The organism is Rhodococcus sp. NPDC058521 (genome assembly GCF_042719695.1).
Lineage (GTDB): Bacteria > Actinomycetota > Actinomycetes > Mycobacteriales > Mycobacteriaceae > Rhodococcus_F.
The window spans coordinates 60,136-81,879 of sequence record NZ_JBHXNL010000012.1; the positions used below are offsets into that span (position 1 = coordinate 60,136).

Below are 21,744 nucleotides of genomic sequence, written 5' to 3' on the forward strand. Positions count from 1 at the left end.
CGGACGCCCCACCCGGCCGCCCTAGCGCACATGCCCCCGGCCGGCGGCGCGTGGGTGTGGTTTGCGCGTCTCGGCCCTCCCACACCACTCACAGGGCCTGCGGCGCTAATGTGCGCGGTTGACCGCGGACACCACGGCGCGCAGTGACGCGGTGGTGATCGAGGTGGCGATTCCCACGCCCCACACGACCTTGGTTTCGCCCTCGGGCATCGTGACCGCGCATTCCACGTAGGCCGCGGCCTGCGCGTCGTCACCGGCGGACATCGCGTGCTCGGAGTAGTCCAGTACACGGACATCGAGGTCGATGGCGGACAACGCGTCGACGAACGCTGCGAGTGGGCCGTTCCCGGCGCCCGATATCTCGTGCTCCTTGCCGTCGAGCTTGACCGTGGCCACGATCGAGTCGGTGCCACCGTCCTCCTCGGCAGCGGTGACCGTCTGCTTCATCCGCTCGAGCGGGCGGATCGGCGCCAGGTACTCCTCGTGGAAGACGTCCCACATCTCCTTGGGCGACACTTCGCCGCCCTCGCCGTCCGTGATCTTCTGAACGGCCTGCGAGAACTCGATCTGCAAGCGACGCGGCAGCGCGAGCCCGTGATCGGCCTTCATGATGTATGCGACGCCGCCCTTACCGGACTGCGAGTTGACGCGGATGACAGCCTCGTACGTACGGCCGACATCCTTGGGGTCGATCGGCAGATACGGGACCGCCCACGCAATGTCGTCGACGTCCGAGTCCTGCGAGTCGGCGTCCACCTTCATGGCGTCGAGGCCCTTGTTGATGGCGTCCTGGTGGCTTCCGGAAAACGCGGTGTAGACCAGGTCGCCGCCGTACGGGTGGCGCTCGTGGACGGGCAACTGGTTGCAGTACTCGACGGTGCGGCGGATCTCGTCGATGTTCGAGAAATCGATCTGCGGGTCGACGCCGCGGGTGAACATGTTGAGTCCCAGCGTCACCAGGCACACGTTGCCGGTGCGCTCACCGTTACCGAACAGGCAGCCCTCGATGCGGTCCGCGCCCGCCTGGTACCCCAGTTCGGCGGCGGCGACGCCGGTGCCACGGTCGTTGTGCGGGTGCAGGGACAAAATCACGCCCTCGCGGCGAGCCAGGTTGCGGTGCATCCACTCGATGGAGTCGGCGTAGACGTTGGGGGTGGCCATCTCGACGGTGGCCGGCAGGTTGAGGATCACCGGCTGGTCGGGGGTAGCGCCCAGGATCTCGGTGACCGCGTCGCACACCTCCTTGGCGTATTCGAGTTCGGTGCCCGTGTAGGACTCGGGGGAGTACTCCCAACGCCATTCGGTGTCGGGGTACTTCTTCGATTCGGCCAGTGCGTACGACGCGGCGTCGGTGGCGATCTTCTTGATCGCATCACGATCGGCTTTGAACACGACGCGGCGCTGCAGGATCGACGTGGAGTTGTAGAAGTGGACGATGACCTTGTTGGCGCCCTCGCAGGCCTGGAAGGTGCGCTCGATCAGTTCCTGACGAGACTGGGTGAGCACCTGGATCGTGACGTCGTCCGGGATGGCGCCGTCCTCGATGATCTCGCGAACGAAATCGAAATCGGTCTGGCTGGCGGACGGGAAGCCGACCTCGATTTCCTTGTAGCCCATACGAACCAGCAGTTCGAACATGCGGCGCTTGCGCGCCGGGCTCATCGGGTCGATCAGTGCCTGATTGCCGTCTCGGAGATCGACGGCACACCACTGCGGTGCACGGTCGATGGTCTTGTCCGGCCAGGTGCGCTCCGGCAGCGACACCGGTTCGACCTCTTCGGAGAACGGGCGGTAGCGGAACGAGGGCATCGACGAGTTCTTCTGCGTGTTCCAGGCCGGTTGGTCGGCGGGCGCAGGCTTCGTCGGCGGCGTGATTGTGCGCGTTCCGGATGTGTAAGCGTCGGCGGGGGACATGGGATTGATCTCCAGGTTCGGTTTGGACTTCGTGAGTCCTGCGGCTGATTCGACCGGCGCACGAAAAACCCCGCGACGGGAAGCCAGTCTGGATCAGACCCCGTCGCGGCAACCAAGGAGGAGTGCGCGCTGCATGAAATGCACTCTACTCCTGATGACGATCTTTGCGTGTCGGGGTCGATTTCCGTGACATCATGCGTCGACGGATCGGGGAGTGATGACACATCGAAGAACGGCCGCCGGCTGTGCTCTTGCGGTCTTCGCTGCCCTGGTCAGCGGGTGTGCGTCGGTTATCGACGGATCTCCACGAGTGGTGGGCGAGGGCCCTCCGATTCACGGTGAGCCGGTCAGTTCCCTCGACCGCGCGGAGTGGGAGTCGGCGGACGCCACGCGGATGATCGACCCCTGTCTCGCGTTGGACCCGGTACCGCTCGACGGATTCGGTGACGTGATCGCTCACGGCCCCGTCGGCGACCTCTCCACCTGCCGTGCGGAGATCGTGCCGCCCGGCGGATCGTCGGAGACGCCTGCCTGGGTGGAGGTGAACATCGGCGTTCTCGAGCCCTCGGCCGAGTTGGGGGCGGCGGAGGAGATCGCAGGAAAGCAGGTGCGGGGTTCGGCGGTGACGCTGCCGGGCAGTTGCGCGCTGTACTTCCCGCTCGCCCCGTATCTGGCTCTCGGGCAGCAACTTCCGGATACCTCGGAGCGGTGGGGGTATGTGTCCTACCTGGACAGCGGCGCTTCCGACTGCGTGGCGGCCCGCAGGGTCACCGCGTCGGTTCTGGGCAAACTCGAGCGGGGTGAAACTGTGGCCGGGGCCAGGGGTATTCCACTGGCGCAGCAGGATCCGTGCCGGGTTGTGGAGGAGTTGCACGGTCGAGTGGAGACGTTCGGCCCTGGTAGCCGACCGTTCGAGTGCCGGATCGGACTGAAAGGTGCCGTATCCGCATCGGTGGCCTTCTCGTTGACCCCGCCGCCCGAGACTCGGGACAACGGGCTGGACGAAGTCGTGCTCGGAGACCGCCGCTTCATGCACTTTCAGGACGCCATGGCGTGCAACTACTACTTCTATCCGGGTGAGGTGGTCGAGACCGGGCGGCCGGACGAGGATGTGCTGCCTCTGACTGCAGCTGTCACCGCTTCCGCTGCGAACTGCGAGGATGCGGAAGTTGTGGCCAGTGTCGCCGCTGCCATGTTCGACTATTGAGATGAATCCCCGAGTCGATGTCGCACAGGCCTATCTGGACGCACTGCTGAGCCATGATGGCAACACGGTGCCGATCGCGCCGGGGGCGGTGAGGTACGAGGTCGGCCTCAAGACGGCACTCTCCGGGAATCACCTTCGGCGCAGTCTTTCCGGCGGCCCGCAGTACCACCTGGTTCGCGCGATCCGTGACGTCACCTGGACCGAGGACGGTGACCACGTCACTGCCGAGTATCTGCTGGACGCGGGCCTCTTCGGGCGGACGTTGACGACAGTTCGAGTCACCGAGACATTCCACATTCCGGCGGACGATCTGCGTATCCACCGGATCGACGCCTCGATCCGGCCGGGTGGTAAGCGGCCGTCGGTCGAGTAGCTGTGTACTTCGAACTTACTCGAGAGTAAGTTGCCGGTATGAATGCTGAACAGCCGGTACCCAAGACACTTGAGCTGTGGCGAAAGCTGTCCGGCAACCCCGTCGGTCGACTCGCCTTCTCGGTTGGCCTGTGGGCACGGGCTCCGTATTTCGCCACGGTGCTGCCGACGGTCCAGAGCGCAGAACCCGGCAAGGCCGTGGTCGCCGCCCCAAAGTGGTTCGGGGTGCACAACCACATCGGCACGTTCCACGCGATCGCCGCGTGCAACCTGGCGGAGACCGCAATGGGGATGGTGATGGAGGCGTCGACGCCGCACACCCATCAGTGGATCCCCAAGGGTATGGACGTCCAGTACCTCGGTAAGGCCGTCTCGAGTCTCCGTGCCGTGGCCACTCTCGATCTCGACATCGCGTCGATCATCGCAGGCCGCGACGTGCCCGTCGACATCGCGATCTACGACACCGACGGCAAAGAAGTGGTGCACGCGCAGATCGTCACCTGGGTGCGGCCGAAACAGGATGTCCACTCAGGATCGACACGCGGTTGAACGCATTGATCGTGATCGCCGCCCAGATCAGCACCGAGATCTGATCGTCGGACAGCGCGGAACGCGCAGCGCCGTAGGTGTCGTCGTCGATGTGTTCGGTGGCGACTTTCGTGACCGCTTCCGCGATCTCGAGCGCGGCGCGTTCCTGTTCGCTGAAAAGCGTGGATTCCCGCCAGGCCGGCAGGACGGCGATCCGTTGGTTGGATTCGCCAGCCTCCACTGCGCGGCGTGAGTGCAGGTCGAGGCAGAACAGGCACTGGTTGATCTGGGAGACCCGAACGTTGACCAATTCCATGATCACCCGGCCCAGCTCGACGTCGGTTGCGCGTGCGGCGATTTCGAGGGCGACGCCGTTCATCGCCTTGAACACCGACGGGGTGCCCTTGTCGACGTAGACCCGCTTCGTCACGACCGTTCCTTCACAGCCTGTTCTGTCTCGGGAGTGACGGCATCGACGCTGTCGGCGAAATCGTCGTGCTTGCCGACGTAGCGTGCGACGAAGGAGCAGATCGGAACGATACGGAGCCCGGCAGAGACCGCGTCCGTCAGCGCCTCCCGGATGAGAGTGCTGGCCAGGCCGCGCCCGCCGAACTCCTCACCGATCTCCGTGTGGAAGAAGATTCGTTGCCCGCCCTTGTCGACGTACTCGGTGAAGCCGGCGAGCGTGCCGTCCTCTTCGATCTCGTAGCGATGCAGGTCGGTGGCATTACGCACGGAAGTCATACGACCACCATATGTGCGAAATCAGGAGCTCACCTTGGGAGTGGCGCGATCGATGATCGCGGCCGTGTCGATGCCGGTCGGAAGGGTTCCGAACACGCTTCCCCAGTTGCCCGCCAAGCGGGTGGACGTGAAGGCGTCGGCGACGGCGGGGTGTCCGAAGCGAACCAGCAGTGATCCCTGTAGGGCCAGCGCCATGTCTCCGACGATGGTGCGGGCTCGGTGTTCGAGGGAATCCATGTCCGCGAAGTGCGCCTTCACGCGAGCTACCGCGGTGTCGAGTTCGGCGTCTGCGCCGGCGCTGCGATCGAGTTCTTCGAAGAACACCTGCAACGACTCCGGTTGCTTCGCTATCGCACGCAGGGTGTCCAGCGCCGCCACGTTTCCGGAGCCTTCCCACACGGACAGCAGGGGTGCCTCCCGGTACAGCCGGGGCATCCGAGATTCTTCTACGTACCCGTTGCCGCCCAGGCATTCCAATGCTTCGGCGGCGTGGATCGGTCCGCGTTTGCACACGAAGTACTTGCTCACCGCGAGGGAGATTCGGCGAAGGGCGATTGCCTGCTCGTCGCCGGACGTTGCCCGGTCCGTGAGTGCGGCCAGCCACATCGCCACCGTGGTGGACGCCTCCGACTCCACCGCCAGATCGGCGAGGACGTTGCGCATCAACGGTTGATCGACGAGATGCTTGCCGAACGCGCTGCGATGAACGGCGTGGTGGGTGGCCTGCGCGGTTCCGGCGCGCATCCCGATGCTCGTGCCGATCGTGCAGTCGAGCCGCGTCATGTTGACCATTTCGATGATGGTGGGAACACCTCGCCCTTCTTCGCCGACCATCCAAGCGACTGCCTCGTCGTATTCGACTTCGCTGCTCGCGTTGGAGTGATTTCCGAGCTTGTCCTTGAGCCGCTGCAGGTGCATGCGGTTGAGGGTGTCGTCGGGCAGAACCCTGGGGAGGAAGAAGCAGGAAAGCCCGGATTCGGTCTGCGCGAGTACGAGAAAGATGTCCGACATCGGCGCCGAGGTGAACCACTTGTGGCCGGTGAGGACGTAGCTGCCGTCGGCCTGCGGGACGGCGCGGGTGGTGCCGGCCCGAACGTCCGAGCCGCCCTGCTTCTCCGTCATGGACATTCCGGCGATCAGTCCGGGCTTGGTCAACGGTGCGCGGAGTTTCGGGTCGTAGGTGCGTGTGGCGAGTAGGGGCTCGTACTGCGCGGACAGTTCGGGGTTGTGGCGTAGGGCCGGGACGACGGCGTAGGTCATCGAGATGGGGCACTGGTGACCCGCATCGACCTGGCCCCACACGGCGAGCTTCGCGGCGCGAATCAGGTGCGAGTGCGGGTTCGGGTCCGTCCACGGTGCGCCGTGCAGGCCGAGTTCGACGGCGGTCGACATCAGCTGGTGGTAGGCGGGGTCGTAGTCCACCTCGTCGATGCGGTGCCCGTACCGATCATGGGTGCGCAGCACCGGCGGATGCTCCTCGGCGAGGTCGCCCCACTTCTGAGCTTCTTCGCTTCCGGCCATCCGGCCGACGCGGTGCACCTCTTCCAGTGCGTCGTGCGCGCCCTCGCGTTGCAGTGCCTCGAGGATGGGAGCGAACTCCGCGGCGTCGTAATCCACCAGTGGTGGAACCTGATTGAAGACTTCGTGGGTTGCGCTCATGACGGACTTCCTAGCGATCGGAGGGTGAACGTGCGAAGTGCGGGAAGAATTCTCGGGTCTGCCGTTCCTCGAGCGAGTGGACGCACGAGTGCTTCGGCGATGGCGCCGACGAGGCAGGCTGCCGTCACTTCGGAGTCCTGTTCGGGGATCTCGCCGGCGGCAACGGCTGCGGAGACGGCGACTGCGAGTGCGTCGCGAAACGACTCGCGGAAGAGCAGCCTCTCGGTGTCGACTGCGGGATCGACCGGTTCCGCGAGAAGCGCGTAGGCCATGGTCGGGGCCCGCAGGGCGCGCTCAGCGAAGGTGATGACGAGGGCTGAGACAGCCTCGACGTTGTTGCCGCCCGCGTCCTTGGCGCGGTTGCCGGCATCGACGGCTGCATTCACCTCACGACTGCAACTGATGCGAAAGACCTCTGCGAACAGCTCGCCCTTGTTCGCGAAGTGGCGGTAGACGGTGCCCGTGCCGACGTCGGCATCCGCGGCGACTGCCGCAATGGAGCAGCCTGCATAACCGTGCCGACCGACCAGGTCCGTTGCGGAGGCGATCAGCCGCGCACGCAATGCGTCGAGGCGATCTTGGACGGCCGGAGTTCTCCGATAGGCCACACCAAGAACTGAACACCGATTCCGTTCTTGTGTCAACGGCACCTACTCGACGTGGATACTGGGTGCGGACAGCCATCACCGTTCTCAGGAGTGTTCACCGTGTCGGATCGAAAGAACTTCGATGTCTCATCCATTCCGGATCAATCGGGGAAGTCGATTCTGATCACGGGAGCGAACAACGGTCTGGGACTGCGATCGGCCACCGAACTGGCTCGCGCCGGTGCGCGAATTCTGCTGGCTTGCCGCAACCAGGACAAAGCGGCAACCGCGCTCGAGAAGGTCGTCGCAGTGTCACCCGGAAACGCGGACCACCGCGTCATCGCGCTCGACCTTTCGGATCTGTCCTCGGTGCGAGACGCCGCCGAGCGTGCCCGCGACACCGCACCCGTTCTCGACGTGCTCGTCAACAACGCCGGTCTGATGGCCATACCTTTCGCCCGCACGGTGGATGGCTTCGAGATGCAACTCGGCACCAACCACTTCGGGCACTTCGCGTTGACGGACGCGCTTCTTCCCTCCCTCATGGCGGCACCTGCACCGCGGGTCGTGAGCCTGGCGAGCGTCGCGCACCGCCGCGGCAGCGTGGACCTGGACGACCTGAACTACGAACACCGCGAGTACGACCGCATGGGCGCATACGCTCAGTCGAAGCTCGCAAACCTACTGTTCAGTGGCGAGCTCGCGCGACGTAGCGAACGAGCAGGCGGGCATCTGACGGCTGTCGCCGCGCACCCCGGAATTGCGGCAACGAACCTGTTCGACTCGATGGTCCCGCCGATTCCAGGTGCGCTCGCACTCACACACCTCGGCTTGAAGATCTTCGGCAACGACGAACTCGGCGGCGCGCTCAGTCAGCTCTACGCCGCCACGATGCCCGACGTTCGTAACGACGACTACCTGGGGCCCAACGAGTTCGGCGGCGCGCGCGGTCCGGTGCGCAGGTCCCCGAGAACCAAGGCGGCGGCCGACACGGAGCTGGCTGCCGGCCTGTGGGAGAAATCGGTGGCGGCGACGGGCGCGACGTATGAAGGACTCTCGTCGCTGTAGGGTCGCGCGGAACGTCGGGGGGAGGAATCCGTGATTCGGTTCGGTGGTGGGGTGCGAGCGGCCGCCCTGTGCGTGTCGGTGGCGGCCTTGGCTGCGTGTGGCGGAGTGGACGGCGCGCCGGCGGCGCAGCCCGACAAACCACTGAGCCCCGCCCAGTCGCTGCACGTCGAAGTGGAGGACGCACTTCGCGCAGCGGACCCGTGCGGTCTTCTCGACGAAGCATCCCTGCCAGGTGCTGTGCTGCAGTACGGATCCGCTGTGCAGGCGTCCGTGTGCTCGGCCCTCATACGTGGAGACGACAACGAACTCACTTCGGTGGACGTGTCGTTGTTGCCGTCGATGCTGTCCGATTCCGCGAAGACGAATCGCACCGAGGTCGGTGGCGTCACGGTGTTTCGGGGCACGGGCCCGGATCTGGGGCGTGGAACCTGCGAGCGGGTGTTCGCATTGAATCTGGGTGGTCTCGACGCACTGCAGTACGCGACCGTTCGGACGGGTGCGAACGCCGGTCAGGATTCGTGCCCGCTCGCGGACGATGTCGTCGCCGCCGCGATCGAACGGATGAGGCCCGGTCTTCCGCTGCGGGTCGACGCCTCGCCGTGGGCGGTCGACCTCGTCGGCGCAAACGCCTGCGATGTTCTGACCGCGATTCCGGAAGGCGTCCGCGTCGTCGACCCGAAACAGCCGCCGACCCCGTTCGACTGCACCTTCCACCCGGACGGGGTCGAGACACGGGGAAACGAGGTCTCCGTGACCCTCTCGGTGAAGGCATCCGGAGGCCCGGACCAGAACGCCGAGAACGGGCCGAAACAGGTCGGCGATCGATGCCGATGGGAAGCTCGAACCGGCGAAGAGATCGACGTCACACGTCCAGGAGCGGAGGTCGACGAGTACGCCCGAACACTCGGACGCGCTCGCGGTGTCGTCACTGTTCACGGTCCGGACTGCGACTCCGTGCGGAAAGTCGCGGACACGGCCCGCCTGGTGTTCGGCTGACGGCCTCCAGCCCCCGGTGGCTGGGGTTTCGGACACCTCCTCGGTAGGCTCGTCACCTGGATAAGTTCATTTTTGTCGACCTGGAGGTAGAAACGCGTGGCTCTCGTCGTCCAGAAGTACGGCGGATCCTCGGTGTCATCAGCCGAGCGGATCCGACGAGTCGCGGAACGAATCGTAGAGACCAAGAAGGCCGGCAACGATGTCGTCGTCGTGGTATCGGCGATGGGCGACACCACCGATGAGTTGCTCGATCTCGCGCAACAGGTGTGTCCGTCCCCGCCCGCCCGTGAAATGGACATGCTCCTCACTTCCGGTGAGCGCATCTCCAACTCTTTGGTAGCTATGGCCATCCACTCCCTCGGAGCGGAGGCCCGTTCCTTCACTGGTTCGCAGGCAGGTGTCATCACCACCGGCAGCCACGGTAAGGCCAAGATCATCGACGTCACCCCCGGTCGTGTGCAGGATGCACTCGACGAGGGTTCGATCGTTCTCGTTGCAGGATTTCAGGGTGTCAGTCAGGACAGCAAAGACATCACCACCCTCGGTCGTGGCGGCTCCGACACGACCGCCGTGGCGTTGGCCGCTGCACTGAACGCCGACGTCTGCGAGATCTACACGGACGTGGACGGCATCTACAGTGCCGACCCACGCATCGTGAAGGATGCTCAGCGTCTGGAGAAGGTGTCCTTCGAGGAAATGCTCGAACTGGCCGCCTGCGGCGCGAAGGTTCTCATGCTGCGGTGCGTCGAATACGCCCGCCGCTACAACGTGCCCGTGCACGTTCGCTCGTCGTACACCGCCAAGCCCGGCACGATCGTGTCCGGATCGATGGAGGATATTCCCGTGGAAGAGGCCCTGATCACCGGTGTCGCGCACGATCGCGGCGAGTCCAAGGTCACCGTTGTCGGCATACCCGACACTCCTGGCTACGCAGCGCGGATCTTCCGTGCCGTTGCGGACTCCGAGATCAACATCGACATGGTGCTGCAGAACATCTCGAAGATCGACACCGGCCGCACGGACATCACGTTCACCCTGCCGACCTCGGACGGCCCGCGTGCCGTCGAGATGCTGACCAAGCTGCAGGAGGACATCGGGTTCACGCAGGTCCTCTTCGACGACCACATCGGCAAGGTGTCGCTCGTCGGTGCCGGCATGCGCAGCCACCCGGGTGTCACGGCCACGTTCTGCGAGGCGCTGTCCGAGGCAGGCATCAACATCGACCTGATCTCGACGTCGGAGATCCGCATCTCGGTTCTCGTCGACGACGACGAACTCGACGACGCAGTTCGGGCGATCCACAACGCATTCGATCTCGGCGGCGATCAGGAAGCTGTCGTGCATGCGGGAACAGGGCGGTAGATTCTCATGACCACCATTGCTGTAGTAGGTGCCACCGGTCAGGTGGGCATCGTGATGCGCACCCTGCTCGAGGAGCGCAATTTCCCCGCCGACAAGGTCCGGTTCTTCGCCTCCGCGCGTTCGGCGGGCAAGAAGCTGTCGTTCCGCGGTGAGGAGATCGTCGTCGAGGACGCGGAAGCGACGTCCGACGAGGATCTGAAGGGCATCGACATCGCCCTGTTCTCCGCCGGTGCCACGCTGTCCCGTGCGCAGGCTCCGCGTTTCGCGGCCGCCGGTGCGACGGTTGTCGACAACTCTTCGGCATGGCGCAAGGACCCCGAGGTTCCCCTCGTGGTCAGCGAGGTCAACCCGGAAGCCACCAAGAACCTGGTGAAGGGGATCATCGCGAACCCCAACTGCACCACGATGGCCGCGATGCCGGTGCTCAAGGCGCTGCACGACGAAGCCGAGCTGAAGCGTCTCGTGGTGTCGAGCTACCAGGCCGTGTCCGGCAGTGGTGTGGCCGGTGTCGAGGAACTCCTCGGCCAGGTCAGGGCGGTCGTCGACGACGCCGAGAAGCTGGTGCACGACGGTAGTGCCGTCGATTTCCCGGCTCCGAACAAGTACGTCGCGCCCATCGCGTTCAACGTGCTCCCGATGGCCGGTGCGATCGTCGACGACGGCAGCGGCGAGACCGACGAGGACCAGAAGCTGCGTAACGAGAGCCGCAAGATTCTCGGGCTTCCCGAACTCTTGGTCTCCGGCACGTGTGTGCGCGTTCCGGTCGTCACCGGACACTCGCTGTCGATCAACGCGGAGTTCGCGAACCCGCTGTCGGTGGAGCGTGCCCAGGAAATCCTGAAGGGCGCACCCGGCGTGAAGCTCGCGGACGTCCCGACTCCGCTGGGCGCAGCGGGCGGCGACGAGTCGCTGGTCGGCCGCATCCGTCAGGATCCGGGTGCACCGGAGGGGCGTGGACTCGCGCTCTTCGTGACGGGTGACAACCTGCGCAAGGGTGCAGCACTCAACACCATTCAGATCGCGGAATTGCTCGTCTAGCAGTCGGCTTCGCCGCCCGTGAGTGGTTGACGAGTCCAGGGACTCCTTAACCACTCACGGGCCTTGGCGTCTCGGAGTAGGGTCCCGAACGGACGACACACTCCGGGGCAGGGGAGCCGATGAGCGGACGCGTATCGCGGCGGACCATGATGCGGGGGCTGGCGATCGGGGCCGGCCTCGGCGCGGTGGGTGTGGGTGCAGCGCGCGCCTTTCCGTTCGACGTCGATCCGGCCAATCCTCTGGTCTTTTCGTCGCCGCACCTCGAGCCGTTCCGGCAGTCGTTGCCGATTCTGCCGGTGCTCGGCGGCTCGTCGATCGAGTTGCAGGCCCGCAGCACGATGCACAGTTTTCATCCGGATCTGCCGTCGTCGCCGGCGTTGGCGTACGGCGGCGAAGACTATCTGGGGCCGACTGTCGAGGCGGAGGTGGGCACGGCGACCACGGTCGCGTACCGCAACGACATCGCGGACAACCCTTTTGCCGATGATGTCGACACCAGTTTGCACGGGTTGTCGGATCATGACCGGACGGACGTGCCCACCTCGTTGCATCTTCATGGCGGTTCCACACCACCCGAGTCCGACGGGCACCCCGAGCTCACGCAACGACGGGGTCAGGAACTGGCGCACCGGTTTCCGAACGGGCAGGAGGCGTCCGCGCTCTGGTACCACGATCACGCGATGGGCGTGACGCGTCTCAATCTGTATGCCGGTCTGGCGGGCATGTTTCTGTTGCGCGACCAGTACGACACCGGCGCCGTCGGCAATCCGCTCGGGTTGCCGGCTGGAGAGTTCGAGATCCCACTCGTGTTGCAGGACAAGATATTCACCGAGTCGGGTAGGCAGAGCGTCCGGTCGTACGTGCTTGCGCCGCAGGGGACGTGGGATGTCGCGACGCCAGGCGACGTCGGTGTCGTGAACGGGAAGGTGTGGCCGGAACTCGAGGTCGCCCGTGGCCTGTACCGTTTCCGGGTTCTGAACGCGGCTTCTTTCAGTGTGTGGAACCTGCATTTCGGTAACCGCATGCGGTTCTGGGTGATCGGAATGGAGGGTGGTCTACTCGACTCGCCGGTGCCCACCGACCATGTCCGTCTCGGACCCGGAGAGCGCGCGGACCTCGTCGTGGACTTCGGAGGGCTGGCGGCGGGGGACACGGTGGAGTTGTGCAATGACGAACCGGTCCCCTTGGGGGTGGCGCAACGGGGCGTCCGGGTGATGCCGAGGTTCTGTCGCTTCCTGGTAAGTGGTGCAAGGGGATTCACCGCGCCGGTGCCGGAGACGCTACGTGGACGGTCCGGCGCGCCGTCGCGTCTGGCGGAGATCGCGCGGCCGCAGCGCGTGCGCAACGTGTCGGTGATGCAGTTGTCCGATCTGCTTGCGTCCCCGTCGATCACGATGTCGCTCAACAACTTGCACTACACGACCGAGGACATCGAAATGCCTCGGCAGGGCACGGTCGAACAGTGGAACATCGTCAACATCACGGCGGAGCCGCATCCGATTCACCTGCACCTGGTCATGTTTCGGGTGCTGGGCCGTCAGACGATCGATACGACAGGGCTAATGGAAGCGCACCCGATTCCGGCCGTGGGTACCCGTTGGACGCCCGACCCGGACCCTTTCGTCATCGGGCCGCAGTCCGCGCCAATGCCGTGGGAGACCGGATCGAAGGACACCGTGATCGCGGACCCGAACTCGGTGACGCGCATCGTGGTTCGATTCCCCACGGCAGACGAACTCGGATTCGACCCCGATGCGGTGTTCGGTGCGGGAACACACCATCACGGGGGCCATGCGGCGCCACTGCAGGGCTATGTGTGGCACTGCCACATGCTCGACCACGAGGATCACGACATGATGCTCAGATACCGACTCGTGCAATGATTCGCAGCAGTGTTCGTTGGTACGGGGTGCGGCGATACGGTGTGCGAACCTCCCCGGTGATCGCCATTTCTGCCTTGTCGAGGCATTCCTCGAGCAGGGCGTCCTGCAGGGTGCGGAAGAAGAGTGGCCAGGTGAGGTGTGCGCGGCCGCGTGCCTCCATGGCGAGGAGATGGTTCAGTTCGGTTATCCCGGAAGGGCATTCGTCGACCCGAAACTCGTGGTAACCGTCGAACCCTTTCGGGGCGTCGAACCGAAATCTCACTCGGCGGCCCGGCTCGTACTCGGCGACGGTGTACCGGATCGGACCGTGCCCGCCACGGGCGCCGATCGAGAGCGTCCGGTCGAATCGCATGGGCGGCCAGGATGCCCACGGCCACAGCCGATCGTCCTCGCTCGAGAGCGAGTCGAGCAGCGCGGCGACGTCAGCGGTGTCAGCGGCAAGTCTCCGGGTGTGCAGATTGCGTACCAGCATGATTCCTCCAGTCGATAATAGAGTACGATCTCTAATATAAATCAGAGACTACTCTCTTGTTCGTGGGTAGGAAACCGTTGTATGACGAGAACACGCTGCTGGACGCTGCCGTCCAATTGGTACGAGAAGGCGGGCCCGCAGCGGTCACGATGTCCGCAGTGGCACGCGGGGCAGGTGCCCCGAGCGGGTCGGTGTACCACCGGTTCGCCGAGCGCCCGCAGCTTCTGGGCGCGCTCTGGCTGCGGAGCCTCACCCGGTTCCACGAGGTCTTTCTCGGTGCGATCGAGGGTGGTGACGCCAGAGAAGGGCTCGTTCGAGGCGCCCGGGCCGTCGTGGCGTGGTGCGGTGATCACCGCGGCGACGCCGAGATTCTGTCGTTCGGACCCGAGAGCTTCGGCTACTCGGACTGGGATCGGCAGGCCCGCGCTGCGCTCGACGAGGCGAACGAGAGATTGGTCGAGGGACTGCGGCGGGCAGGTGAACGGATGGGTGCGGTCACCAAGCGGGACTTCGAAGGTATAACGATCGCGGTGGTGGATGTTCCATACGCGTCCGTGCGGCGATACTTGCGTGGAGACGCACCGATGCCCGACTACGTCGCAGATCTGGTCGCGGTTGCCGCTTCCGCGATGCTGGGCGAAGTGGCGGGCGAGAATTCTCGCGCGTCGACCGGCGAATCCGAGGAGGAACTGTCGTGACCGAACCGGTGGCGGGCCCGCTGGACGGCTACCGCGTGATCGAGCTGGGCACGCTGATCGCCGGACCGTTCGCCGGCAAACTCCTCGGTGACATGGGCGCGGACGTCATCAAGATCGAGTCCCCGGACCGGCCGGATCCGTTGCGAACATGGGGTCAGGCCGAACAAGACGGTCACCGATTCTTCTGGACCGTCCACGCCCGCAACAAACGCTGTGTCACTCTCGATCTGCGGGTGCCGGAGGGGCGAGAAATGTTCCTCGACCTCGTGGAACAGGCCGACGTCGTGGTCGAGAACTTCCGGCCGGGCACGCTCGAGAAATGGGGACTCGGATTCGACGAGTTGTCGGCGCGAAATCCGGGCCTCGTGCTTGCTCGGGTGTCGGGCTACGGCCAGACCGGCCCCAAGGCGAGCAGCGCCGGCTACGCGTCGGTGGCCGAGGCGGTCAGTGGGTTTCGGCACCTCAACGGCTATCCGGGCCAGGCGCCGCCGCGTATCGCCCTGTCGCTCGGCGACTCCCTCGCCGGAATGTTCGCCGTGCAGGGGATTCTGGCTGCGCTTATCTCGCGGGAGGAGACGGGACGTGGTCAGGTCGTCGACGTCGCACTCACGGAGTCGTGCCTGGCCGTGCAGGAGTCCACGGTCCCGGACTACGACCGCGGCGGCATCGTGCGCCAACCGTCGGGAACACGACTGGACGGCATCGCCCCGTCGAACATCTACGCCACCGCGGACGGCAGCTGGGTGGTGATCGCGGCCAACCAGGACACGCTGTTCGCCCGATTGTGCGAGGTGATGGGGGTGCCCGAGCTCGCCGAGGATCCGCGGTTTCGCACCCACGTCGATCGCGGCCGCAACCAGGACGTACTCGACGAGATGATCGGAGCTTGGGCCGCGAGTCAGGACCCCGCGGCGATCGTCGACACGCTGACGGCGGCGGGTGTCGTCTCCGGGCCGATCAACACGGTCGAGGAGGTCGTCCAGGATCCGCAACTGCTGGAGCGGGGGATGCTGGTTCCGCATCACGACGACCGCATCGGCGAGGACGTTCTCGGGTTCGGAATCGTGCCCACGTTCAGCGACACTCCTGGTTCGGTGCGGCGGGCCGGTGCGCCGAGACCCGGAACGGACAACGACGACGTGTGGGGCGAACTCCTCGGTAGGTCGCCGGAGGAACGAAAGGCGTTGCACGAGAAGGGTGTGATCTGAATGATTCCCGAGGCGGTCAGCATCAGGGAGGTCGGGCCTCGCGACGGCCTGCAGATCGAGGATCCGGTGCCGCTGGACGCGAAGATCCGGTTGCTCGACGCGCTCGCCGCGACGGGTGTGCCGCGCATCGAGGCGACGTCGTTCGTCTCGCCGCGGGCGGTTCCGGCGTTGGCCGATGCTGCCGACCTTGCCGCCGAGTTGTACCGGTGGCCGAACATCGAGTTCTCCGCACTGGTGGCCGGAGTCGGCGGCACGAGGCGGGCCCTGGAGGCGGGGATCCGCACGGTCGAATACGTGGTGTCCGCCGCGGACGGTCACAGCCAGGCGAACACCAAGTCCTCGACCTCGGAAGCTGTCGCGCGGATCGAAGAGATAGTCGGACTCGTTCACGACGCGGGCGGAAAGGTCGAGGTGATCATCGCGACCGCGTGGGACTGTCCATTCGACGGCCCCACCGATCAGGAGCGCCCGCTGTGGATCGCAGAGCACGCGGTGAAGTGCGGCGCCGATCAGATCTCGTTAGCCGACACCATCGGGACCGCGACGCCCGGTCGTGTTGCGCGTCTTGTGGATTCGGTGCACTCGCGCCTCGGTGAGGTGAATCTGGGCGCGCACTTCCACAACACGCGAGGTGTCGGACTTGCCTGTGCACTCACGGCCGTGGAGCACGGTGTGCGGTACCTCGATGCCTCGGTCGGTGGGCTCGGCGGCTGCCCGTTCGCCCCCGGTGCCAGCGGAAACATCGCCACCGAGGAGTTGGCATTCATGCTGGCGGACCTCGGCGTGGACACCGGGGTCGACGTCGCCGAAGCGATAAGGGCTGCCGGAGTGGCCGAGGACGTCGTCGGGCACGCGGTGCCGAGCAACCTCCTGCGCGCCGGCCTGCCGAGGCCCGCCGCGGAGTGAACCAAACGTAAAATCAGTCTGGACTGTTTTCATTTTGGCGCCTACAGTGCCGAGTGTGACACCAGACACACACCCGTCGACCCAGTCCAGGCAGACGCGAACCCAGGCAGAGCGCACCGCCACCATGCGGAACACCCTCCTCGACGCGACTGTCGACAGCTTGGTCGAGCTGGGGTACGCGCGTACCACCACGCAGGGGATTGCACGTAGAGCCGGCGTCTCTCGCGGGGCTCAACTTCACCACTTTCCGACCAAGGAATCACTCGTGGTGGCGGCAGTCGAGCACCTCGTCGAAAAGCGTATGGGCGAGATTCTTTCCGTCGACAAGTCGAGGCAGCGCGGTATCGAGATTCTCGCCGACGCGTTCTCCGGGCCGCTCTTCCTTGCTGCCCTCGAACTGTGGGTCGCCGCGCGCACCGATCCTGCGCTGCACGAAGCGATGGTCCCGTTGGAACGCAAGATCACCGAGACGCTCCACAGTGGGTGTTCGGACGTGTTCGGAGACGGATACACGTCGGAGTCGATCGAGCTCAGCATCGAACTGGTGCGCGGATTCGCGGTATCCGCACTGTTCCGGTCGCCGGATGCGGATCGTGCCTTTCGCGACAGACTTCTGCCGGTATGGGAATCGAAGATGGAGCACTCGTGACACTTCCCGAGCACGTACGGACACTCGTCGTCGGTGCAGGATTCGCCGGAATCGGCCTCACCTCCCGGCTTCTTCGAGACGATCCCACCGCAGACGTGGTGATCGTCGAACGAGGTTCCGACGTGGGCGGAACCTGGCGTGACAACACCTACCCGGGGTGTGCGTGTGACGTACCCACCTCGCTCTACTCGTTCTCGTTCGCTCCGAGTGCGGGTTGGAGTCACACCTTCGCCCGACAGCAGGAGATCTACGCCTACCTTCGGAAAGTTGTGCACGACAGCGGAATTGCCGACCGGGTAATCACCGACTGCGAACTGCTCGAGGCGGGCTGGGACGATGTCGAAGCAACCTGGCGGGTGCGAACGAGCCGGGGGCTTCTCACCGCAGACATCCTGGTGGCTGCCACCGGAGCACTGTCGACCCCGAGTATTCCGGACATCCCTGGTTTGGACGGGTTCGAAGGGACGATCTTCCACTCGGCCACTTGGAATCACGATCACGACCTGTCCGGCGAGCGCGTCGCCGTGGTGGGAACCGGCGCCTCGGCAGTCCAGTTCGTGCCCGAGATCGTCGACACCACCGCACACCTCACCGTATTTCAGCGCACTCCCGCGTGGGTCGTTCCGCGGCTCGACCGATCGCTACCCAAGCTCGAGAAGGCGCTCTACCGGGAGTTTCCCTTCACACAGAAGATGGTGCGAGGGTCGGTGTACACCCTGCGTGAGGCTTTGGGGGGAGTGCTCGCCCATGCGACCGGCCTGCTCCCGCTGTTCGAACTGGCGGCGAAGGCGCACCTGTTCGCTCAGGTTCGTGACCCGGCTCTGCGAGCGAAGCTCACCCCCGGGTTCACCATCGGGTGCAAGCGAATGCTGTTGTCCAACGACTGGTTACGGACTCTCGATCGGCAGGATGTCACGCTGGTCGATTCACGACTGGCGTCGATCGAGGGAAACACCGTCGTCGACGGATACGGCACCGCCCGTGAAGTGGACACCATCATCTTCGCGACCGGCTTCACGCCGACCGAACCTCCCGTCTCGCACGCGATCCGAGGAACGGACGGTCGGACGCTTGCAGAACACTGGGACGGCAGCCCGTCCGCGTACAAGGGAACATCCGTCAGCGGTTTCCCCAACCTTTTCCTCATGTACGGGCCCAACACCAATCTCGGACACAGTTCGATCGTCTACATGCTCGAATCGCAGGCCGAGTACATCGCCGACGCGGTGAATCTGATGAGGCAGCGAGAATTCGAATCCATCGAGGTCACCGGAAAAGCTCAGGCAAAGTACAACGAGGAGATCCAGGACGCACTGCGAAGCACCGTCTGGAACAAGGGCGGCTGTTCGAGCTGGTACCACGACGCGCGTGGTCGCAATTCGGTTCAGTGGCCAACGTTCACCTTCGAATATCGTTCACAGCTGGCACGTTTCGATGCCGACCACTACATCACCAGAAGCCGGCCGAAGCGGGCGGTGACGGCATGAGCCGACAAGATCGGCGGTGATCCGGGCGGATCGCTCGCGGACGTGGTGAACATCCCCATGACAGCCCACTTTCTCGGCGGGTGTGTGATCGGTGAATCCGCCGAGACCGGAGTTGTCGATCCTTATCTGAGGGTGTTCGGACACGAAGGACTTCATGTCGTGGACGGGTCGGTGGTGAGCGCCAATCTCGGCGTCAACCCGTCCCTGACCATCACCGCGCAGGCGGAATGGGCGTTCGCGCTGTGGCCCAACAAGGGTGACGCGGACGGCCGACCGAAAACGGGCGAGCCGTACGTACGTATTCGACCCGTGGAGCCGGTTTCGCCGGTAGTGCCCGAGGGTGCACCAGGTGCGCTGCGCCTGCCGACCACCGTTTCGACCAGCGAGGAGCCTGTCCGTGTGGAGCGTCCCTGAATCGACCACGGATCGCGTGAAATGGCCGGAAAGCTCGGCACCGCCTTGGCCTGCAGGAGTTCGTGCCACGTTGTGGTGGCACCGAAGCACTCCGGGGGCGCGCCGGATCGGTGCGGGAACTGTCGGCGCGACCTTGCCGCTGACCCTCGCGATGATGGTGGAGTACCTGGATTCGCCGGTGGGGCCGTACCGCGAGATCCTCGCAAGCCCGGTGCTCCGTGCGCCCGGCAGAGGAATCGGTGTGCTGCCACGGATGTCGGTCCCGTTCATCGCCGTGGACTCCGAGGCGTCGGTGCACGGCGGTCGGGTGCATTGGCAGTTGCCCAAGGTGCTTGCGGTCTTCGTGGGGGAGGTGAACGGTGCCTTCACCGCAGTCTCGGACAGTTGGCGCGTATCGACGTCCGCCCGCCCGATCGGACCGCGACTGCCGATCACAGGGGCACTCGGATTCGCTCAGCCCGACGCCGGTGGTGCAGGGTTGCGCTGCGCGTCCGCTCGGCTGCGAGGGCACTTCCGCTTCGCGCGCGTATCGGTCCAGGCGGCGGGGCCGTCGATCGGGGAGTGGCTCGTGTCCGGTGATCACCTGGGCTTCGTGATCACCGATGGCCGCATGATCACAGGCCGTGCCGTCCTCCACTCACAGGGTCTGGGGTCGACGTCCGTCAAGCGCCTCTCGGCGAGTGGTCGCTCGTAGCGACGAATGGGGTGAGGCCCGGGGCATGTCCGGACGTCGACAGGGGTTTCAACGACGTGGTCGAAGGATTTGTTCCGTGTATCTGTCACCCCAGGTGTTCAGCTCCGTTACGAAGCCGCGGAGATCGGATCCCGTCGACGTGAGTGAGTACTCGACACGGGGCGGAACCTCCGGGTAGGCGGTCCGAATGACGATCCCGTCCTGCTCCAGCTCGCGCAGCTGCCTGGTGAGTACTCGCGGTGTCACGTCACCCACCCGTCGGCGGAGTTCTCCGTACCGAAGTGGGCCTTCGAGCAGGTGTTTCACAACGGTCATCTTCCAGGATCCGCCCAGCACGGCGACCGCGACCTCGACCGGGCACACTTCCATTGCACGCTGGACGGTACTGCGAATCTCGCTCTCGGCAACGGTCACGGCGGGCTCCCAACTGTGGATGGATTTGTCCAATGGTAGCCACATGGTCCATATGGACGAAAATGTACATACTTACGTCAATGGACATTGGGTGTTAGAACGAATCCATGAAGAATTCGAGCGTCGCCCTGGGGTCACCGCCTTCCCGTGCAACCGCCGACTCGTCGCGCAGGCGACGCTTTCATCCGGCGTGGGCGATGGTCGCGGTTGCCTCGGCGGCTCTGGTGGCCGCCGGATCGTTCACCACGCTCGCCGGACTTGTCACGGAGCCGCTCGTCGATTCCAAAGGGTGGAGCCGGTCGGGAATCGGCCTGGGAGTCGCAGTCAACATGGTTCTGTACGGCGCGGTCGCGCCCTTCGCGGTGGCCTTGACGGAGCGCTATGGATTGCGGAGAGTCACCGCGTCGGCGCTTGCAATCCTCGTTTCGAGTTCGATCCTGATGACACAGTTCGCTCCGAGTGTTGTGTGGTTCGTCCTGTGGTGGGGCCTGATGGTCGGAGTGGGCACCGGCTCGATCACGATGGTCTTCGGTGCCACGGTTGCGAACCGCTGGTTCCACGAGAAGATCGGATTCGCGACTGGATTGCTCACCGCGGCAAGTGTCGTCGGTCAGTTCGCCATGCTGCCTCTACTCTCGGTGGTCCTCACACTCACCGACTGGCGTGGTCCGATCCTTGCCGGAGGTGCGCTGGCCGCAGCGGCGCTCGTCGGCGTGGTCGTGTTCTTGCGGGACAGTCCGCAGGCGGTGGGGGTCGTCCCGTACGGCGGCGCGGGCCGTGAGGCGAAGTGCTCGCCTCGGGGACGCAATCCGGTTTCCCGCACGATCGAATCATTGGTGACCTGCACGAAAGATGGGCGATTCTGGCTCCTCGCGATCATGTTCGCGCTGTGCGGCGCCACGACGAACGGCCTCCTGTGGAGTCATTTCACGCCGGCTGCCCACGACCACGGCATGGCGGCGACGGCAGCCTCGAGCCTTCTTGCGGTCGTCGGGTTCGCGAACATCGCGGGCACCGTGACGGCCGGCTGGCTCTCGGACCGGATCGAACCCAGGATGCTGCTCGCGGTGTTCTTCGTCGGCAGGGGTATTTCGCTTGCGGCACTTCCGCTGCTGTTCGCCGCCGACCTCGGTCCGAATCTGGTCGCGTTCGCGGTGGTGTTCGGCATCCTCGACGTGGCGACCGTGCCTCCGACCTTGGCCCTGTTGCGTAGCTTTTTCGGAGCCGACAGCGCCCTGGCGTTCGGTTGGGTCAACGTCTTTCATCAGATCGGAGCGGGCTCGATGGCTCTGTTCGGAGGTCTCGTTCGTGACCTGAACGGCTCGTACACGCCGGTATGGCTGGTATCGGCGGGAGTGTGCCTCGTCGCGGCATTTCTGGGAACCACCACTGCCAAGGTCCACGACAACTCCTTTTCTTGACTAATTCCAAAAAAGGTCCATAC

General features: G+C 65.0%; 22 protein-coding genes and 1 pseudogene. 16 read left to right on the plus strand and 7 right to left on the minus strand.

The features are described from left to right. Positions 1-105: 105 nt before the first annotated feature. Complete coding sequence (gene leuA / locus ACFWO3_RS17315) at positions 106-1,914, minus strand: 2-isopropylmalate synthase (protein WP_378579944.1); 1,809 nt, start codon at positions 1,912-1,914, stop codon at positions 106-108. 217 nt (positions 1,915-2,131) lie between these two features. Between leuA and ACFWO3_RS17320 the strand changes: the two genes are divergently transcribed. Genes ACFWO3_RS17320 through ACFWO3_RS17330 form a run of 3 tightly spaced genes read left to right on the plus strand, consistent with a single transcriptional unit; the run spans position 2,132 to position 4,042 of the window. Continuing rightward, positions 2,132-3,121: a hypothetical protein gene (locus ACFWO3_RS17320; RefSeq protein WP_378579946.1), complete on the plus strand. Its 990-nt coding sequence runs from the start codon at positions 2,132-2,134 to the stop codon at positions 3,119-3,121. A gap of 1 nt (position 3,122) precedes the next feature. Continuing rightward, a complete protein-coding gene (locus ACFWO3_RS17325; RefSeq protein ID WP_378579948.1) occupies positions 3,123-3,494 on the plus strand; it encodes a hypothetical protein in 372 nt (123 codons plus the stop codon). Positions 3,495-3,532: 38 nt separating this feature from the next. Continuing rightward, entirely contained in the window at positions 3,533-4,042 is a 510-nt protein-coding gene (locus ACFWO3_RS17330) for a hotdog fold domain-containing protein (protein WP_378579950.1), read from the plus strand. On the opposite strand, the gene ACFWO3_RS17335 is transcribed toward ACFWO3_RS17330, so the two are convergent. The 4 genes from ACFWO3_RS17335 to ACFWO3_RS17350 are packed head-to-tail and all read right to left on the minus strand — an operon-like array spanning position 3,990 to position 7,032. Continuing rightward, positions 3,990-4,451: a carboxymuconolactone decarboxylase family protein gene (locus ACFWO3_RS17335; RefSeq protein ID WP_378579952.1), complete on the minus strand. Its 462-nt coding sequence runs from the start codon at positions 4,449-4,451 to the stop codon at positions 3,990-3,992. The genes ACFWO3_RS17330 and ACFWO3_RS17335 overlap by 53 nt on opposite strands. Next, positions 4,448-4,765 carry a GNAT family N-acetyltransferase gene (locus ACFWO3_RS17340; RefSeq protein WP_378579954.1) on the minus strand — a complete coding sequence of 106 codons (318 nt, stop codon included), beginning with the start codon at positions 4,763-4,765 and terminating at the stop codon, positions 4,448-4,450. Before ACFWO3_RS17340 ends, ACFWO3_RS17335 begins: the two co-directional genes overlap by 4 nt. A 21-nt stretch (positions 4,766-4,786) precedes the next feature. Continuing rightward, positions 4,787-6,424 (minus strand): acyl-CoA dehydrogenase family protein, encoded by a 1,638-nt coding sequence (locus ACFWO3_RS17345; protein WP_378579956.1) that lies wholly within the window; start codon positions 6,422-6,424, stop codon positions 4,787-4,789. After that, the gene (locus tag ACFWO3_RS17350; RefSeq protein ID WP_378579958.1) at positions 6,421-7,032 is read right to left on the minus strand and encodes a TetR/AcrR family transcriptional regulator; all 612 of its coding nucleotides are present in this window, start codon (positions 7,030-7,032) and stop codon (positions 6,421-6,423) included. The genes ACFWO3_RS17345 and ACFWO3_RS17350 overlap by 4 nt, the downstream gene beginning before the upstream one ends. Positions 7,033-7,122: 90 nt before the next feature. Between ACFWO3_RS17350 and ACFWO3_RS17355 the strand changes: the two genes are divergently transcribed. The 5 genes from ACFWO3_RS17355 (at position 7,123) to ACFWO3_RS17375 (ending at position 13,358) form a co-directional block, all read left to right on the plus strand. Continuing rightward, complete coding sequence (locus ACFWO3_RS17355; RefSeq protein WP_378579960.1) at positions 7,123-8,079, plus strand: oxidoreductase; 957 nt, start codon at positions 7,123-7,125, stop codon at positions 8,077-8,079. 30 nt (positions 8,080-8,109) lie between these two features. Continuing rightward, positions 8,110-9,075 (plus strand): hypothetical protein, encoded by a 966-nt coding sequence (locus tag ACFWO3_RS17360; protein WP_378579962.1) that lies wholly within the window; start codon positions 8,110-8,112, stop codon positions 9,073-9,075. Between the two features lie 96 nt (positions 9,076-9,171). After that, positions 9,172-10,437 carry an aspartate kinase gene (locus ACFWO3_RS17365; RefSeq protein WP_378579964.1) on the plus strand — a complete coding sequence of 422 codons (1,266 nt, stop codon included), beginning with the start codon at positions 9,172-9,174 and terminating at the stop codon, positions 10,435-10,437. 6 nt (positions 10,438-10,443) lie between these two features. Continuing rightward, positions 10,444-11,475 carry an aspartate-semialdehyde dehydrogenase gene (locus ACFWO3_RS17370; RefSeq protein WP_378579966.1) on the plus strand — a complete coding sequence of 344 codons (1,032 nt, stop codon included), beginning with the start codon at positions 10,444-10,446 and terminating at the stop codon, positions 11,473-11,475. A 119-nt stretch (positions 11,476-11,594) separates the two neighbouring features. Continuing rightward, positions 11,595-13,358: a multicopper oxidase family protein gene (locus ACFWO3_RS17375; protein ID WP_378579968.1), complete on the plus strand. Its 1,764-nt coding sequence runs from the start codon at positions 11,595-11,597 to the stop codon at positions 13,356-13,358. On the opposite strand, the gene ACFWO3_RS17380 is transcribed toward ACFWO3_RS17375, so the two are convergent. Next, positions 13,336-13,830 carry an SRPBCC family protein gene (locus ACFWO3_RS17380; protein WP_378579970.1) on the minus strand — a complete coding sequence of 165 codons (495 nt, stop codon included), beginning with the start codon at positions 13,828-13,830 and terminating at the stop codon, positions 13,336-13,338. The genes ACFWO3_RS17375 and ACFWO3_RS17380 overlap by 23 nt on opposite strands. A gap of 62 nt (positions 13,831-13,892) precedes the next feature. Here ACFWO3_RS17380 and ACFWO3_RS17385 point away from each other — a divergent pair, with 62 nt between their 5' ends. The 7 genes and pseudogenes from ACFWO3_RS17385 to ACFWO3_RS17415 all read left to right on the plus strand — a co-directional run bounded on the left by ACFWO3_RS17385 (position 13,893) and on the right by ACFWO3_RS17415 (position 19,886). Next, a complete protein-coding gene (locus ACFWO3_RS17385; protein ID WP_378579972.1) occupies positions 13,893-14,528 on the plus strand; it encodes a TetR/AcrR family transcriptional regulator in 636 nt (211 codons plus the stop codon). Beyond that, entirely contained in the window at positions 14,525-15,736 is a 1,212-nt protein-coding gene (locus ACFWO3_RS17390) for a CaiB/BaiF CoA transferase family protein (RefSeq protein ID WP_378579974.1), read from the plus strand. Before ACFWO3_RS17385 ends, ACFWO3_RS17390 begins: the two co-directional genes overlap by 4 nt. After that, positions 15,737-16,642, plus strand: a complete 906-nt coding sequence (locus ACFWO3_RS17395) for a hydroxymethylglutaryl-CoA lyase (RefSeq protein WP_378579976.1) — start codon at positions 15,737-15,739, stop codon at positions 16,640-16,642. A gap of 46 nt (positions 16,643-16,688) precedes the next feature. After that, complete coding sequence (locus ACFWO3_RS17400) at positions 16,689-17,291, plus strand: TetR/AcrR family transcriptional regulator (protein WP_378579978.1); 603 nt, start codon at positions 16,689-16,691, stop codon at positions 17,289-17,291. Further along, positions 17,288-18,778 (plus strand): flavin-containing monooxygenase, encoded by a 1,491-nt coding sequence (locus tag ACFWO3_RS17405; RefSeq protein WP_378579979.1) that lies wholly within the window; start codon positions 17,288-17,290, stop codon positions 18,776-18,778. Before ACFWO3_RS17400 ends, ACFWO3_RS17405 begins: the two co-directional genes overlap by 4 nt. Then, positions 18,779-19,192, plus strand: a pseudogene (locus ACFWO3_RS17410) (GMC oxidoreductase); the annotation flags it as partial. It abuts the gene before it with no gap. Then, positions 19,176-19,886: a hypothetical protein gene (locus ACFWO3_RS17415; RefSeq protein ID WP_378579981.1), complete on the plus strand. Its 711-nt coding sequence runs from the start codon at positions 19,176-19,178 to the stop codon at positions 19,884-19,886. The pseudogene ACFWO3_RS17410 and the gene ACFWO3_RS17415, both read left to right, overlap by 17 nt. Before the next feature lie 48 nt (positions 19,887-19,934). On the opposite strand, the gene ACFWO3_RS17420 is transcribed toward ACFWO3_RS17415, so the two are convergent. Next, on the minus strand, positions 19,935-20,300 hold the full coding sequence (locus tag ACFWO3_RS17420) for a winged helix-turn-helix transcriptional regulator (RefSeq protein WP_378579989.1): 366 nt from the start codon (positions 20,298-20,300) through the stop codon (positions 19,935-19,937). A gap of 107 nt (positions 20,301-20,407) precedes the next feature. Here ACFWO3_RS17420 and ACFWO3_RS17425 point away from each other — a divergent pair, with 107 nt between their 5' ends. After that, positions 20,408-21,721, plus strand: a complete 1,314-nt coding sequence (locus ACFWO3_RS17425; protein ID WP_378579991.1) for an MFS transporter — start codon at positions 20,408-20,410, stop codon at positions 21,719-21,721. Positions 21,722-21,744 lie beyond the last annotated feature (23 nt).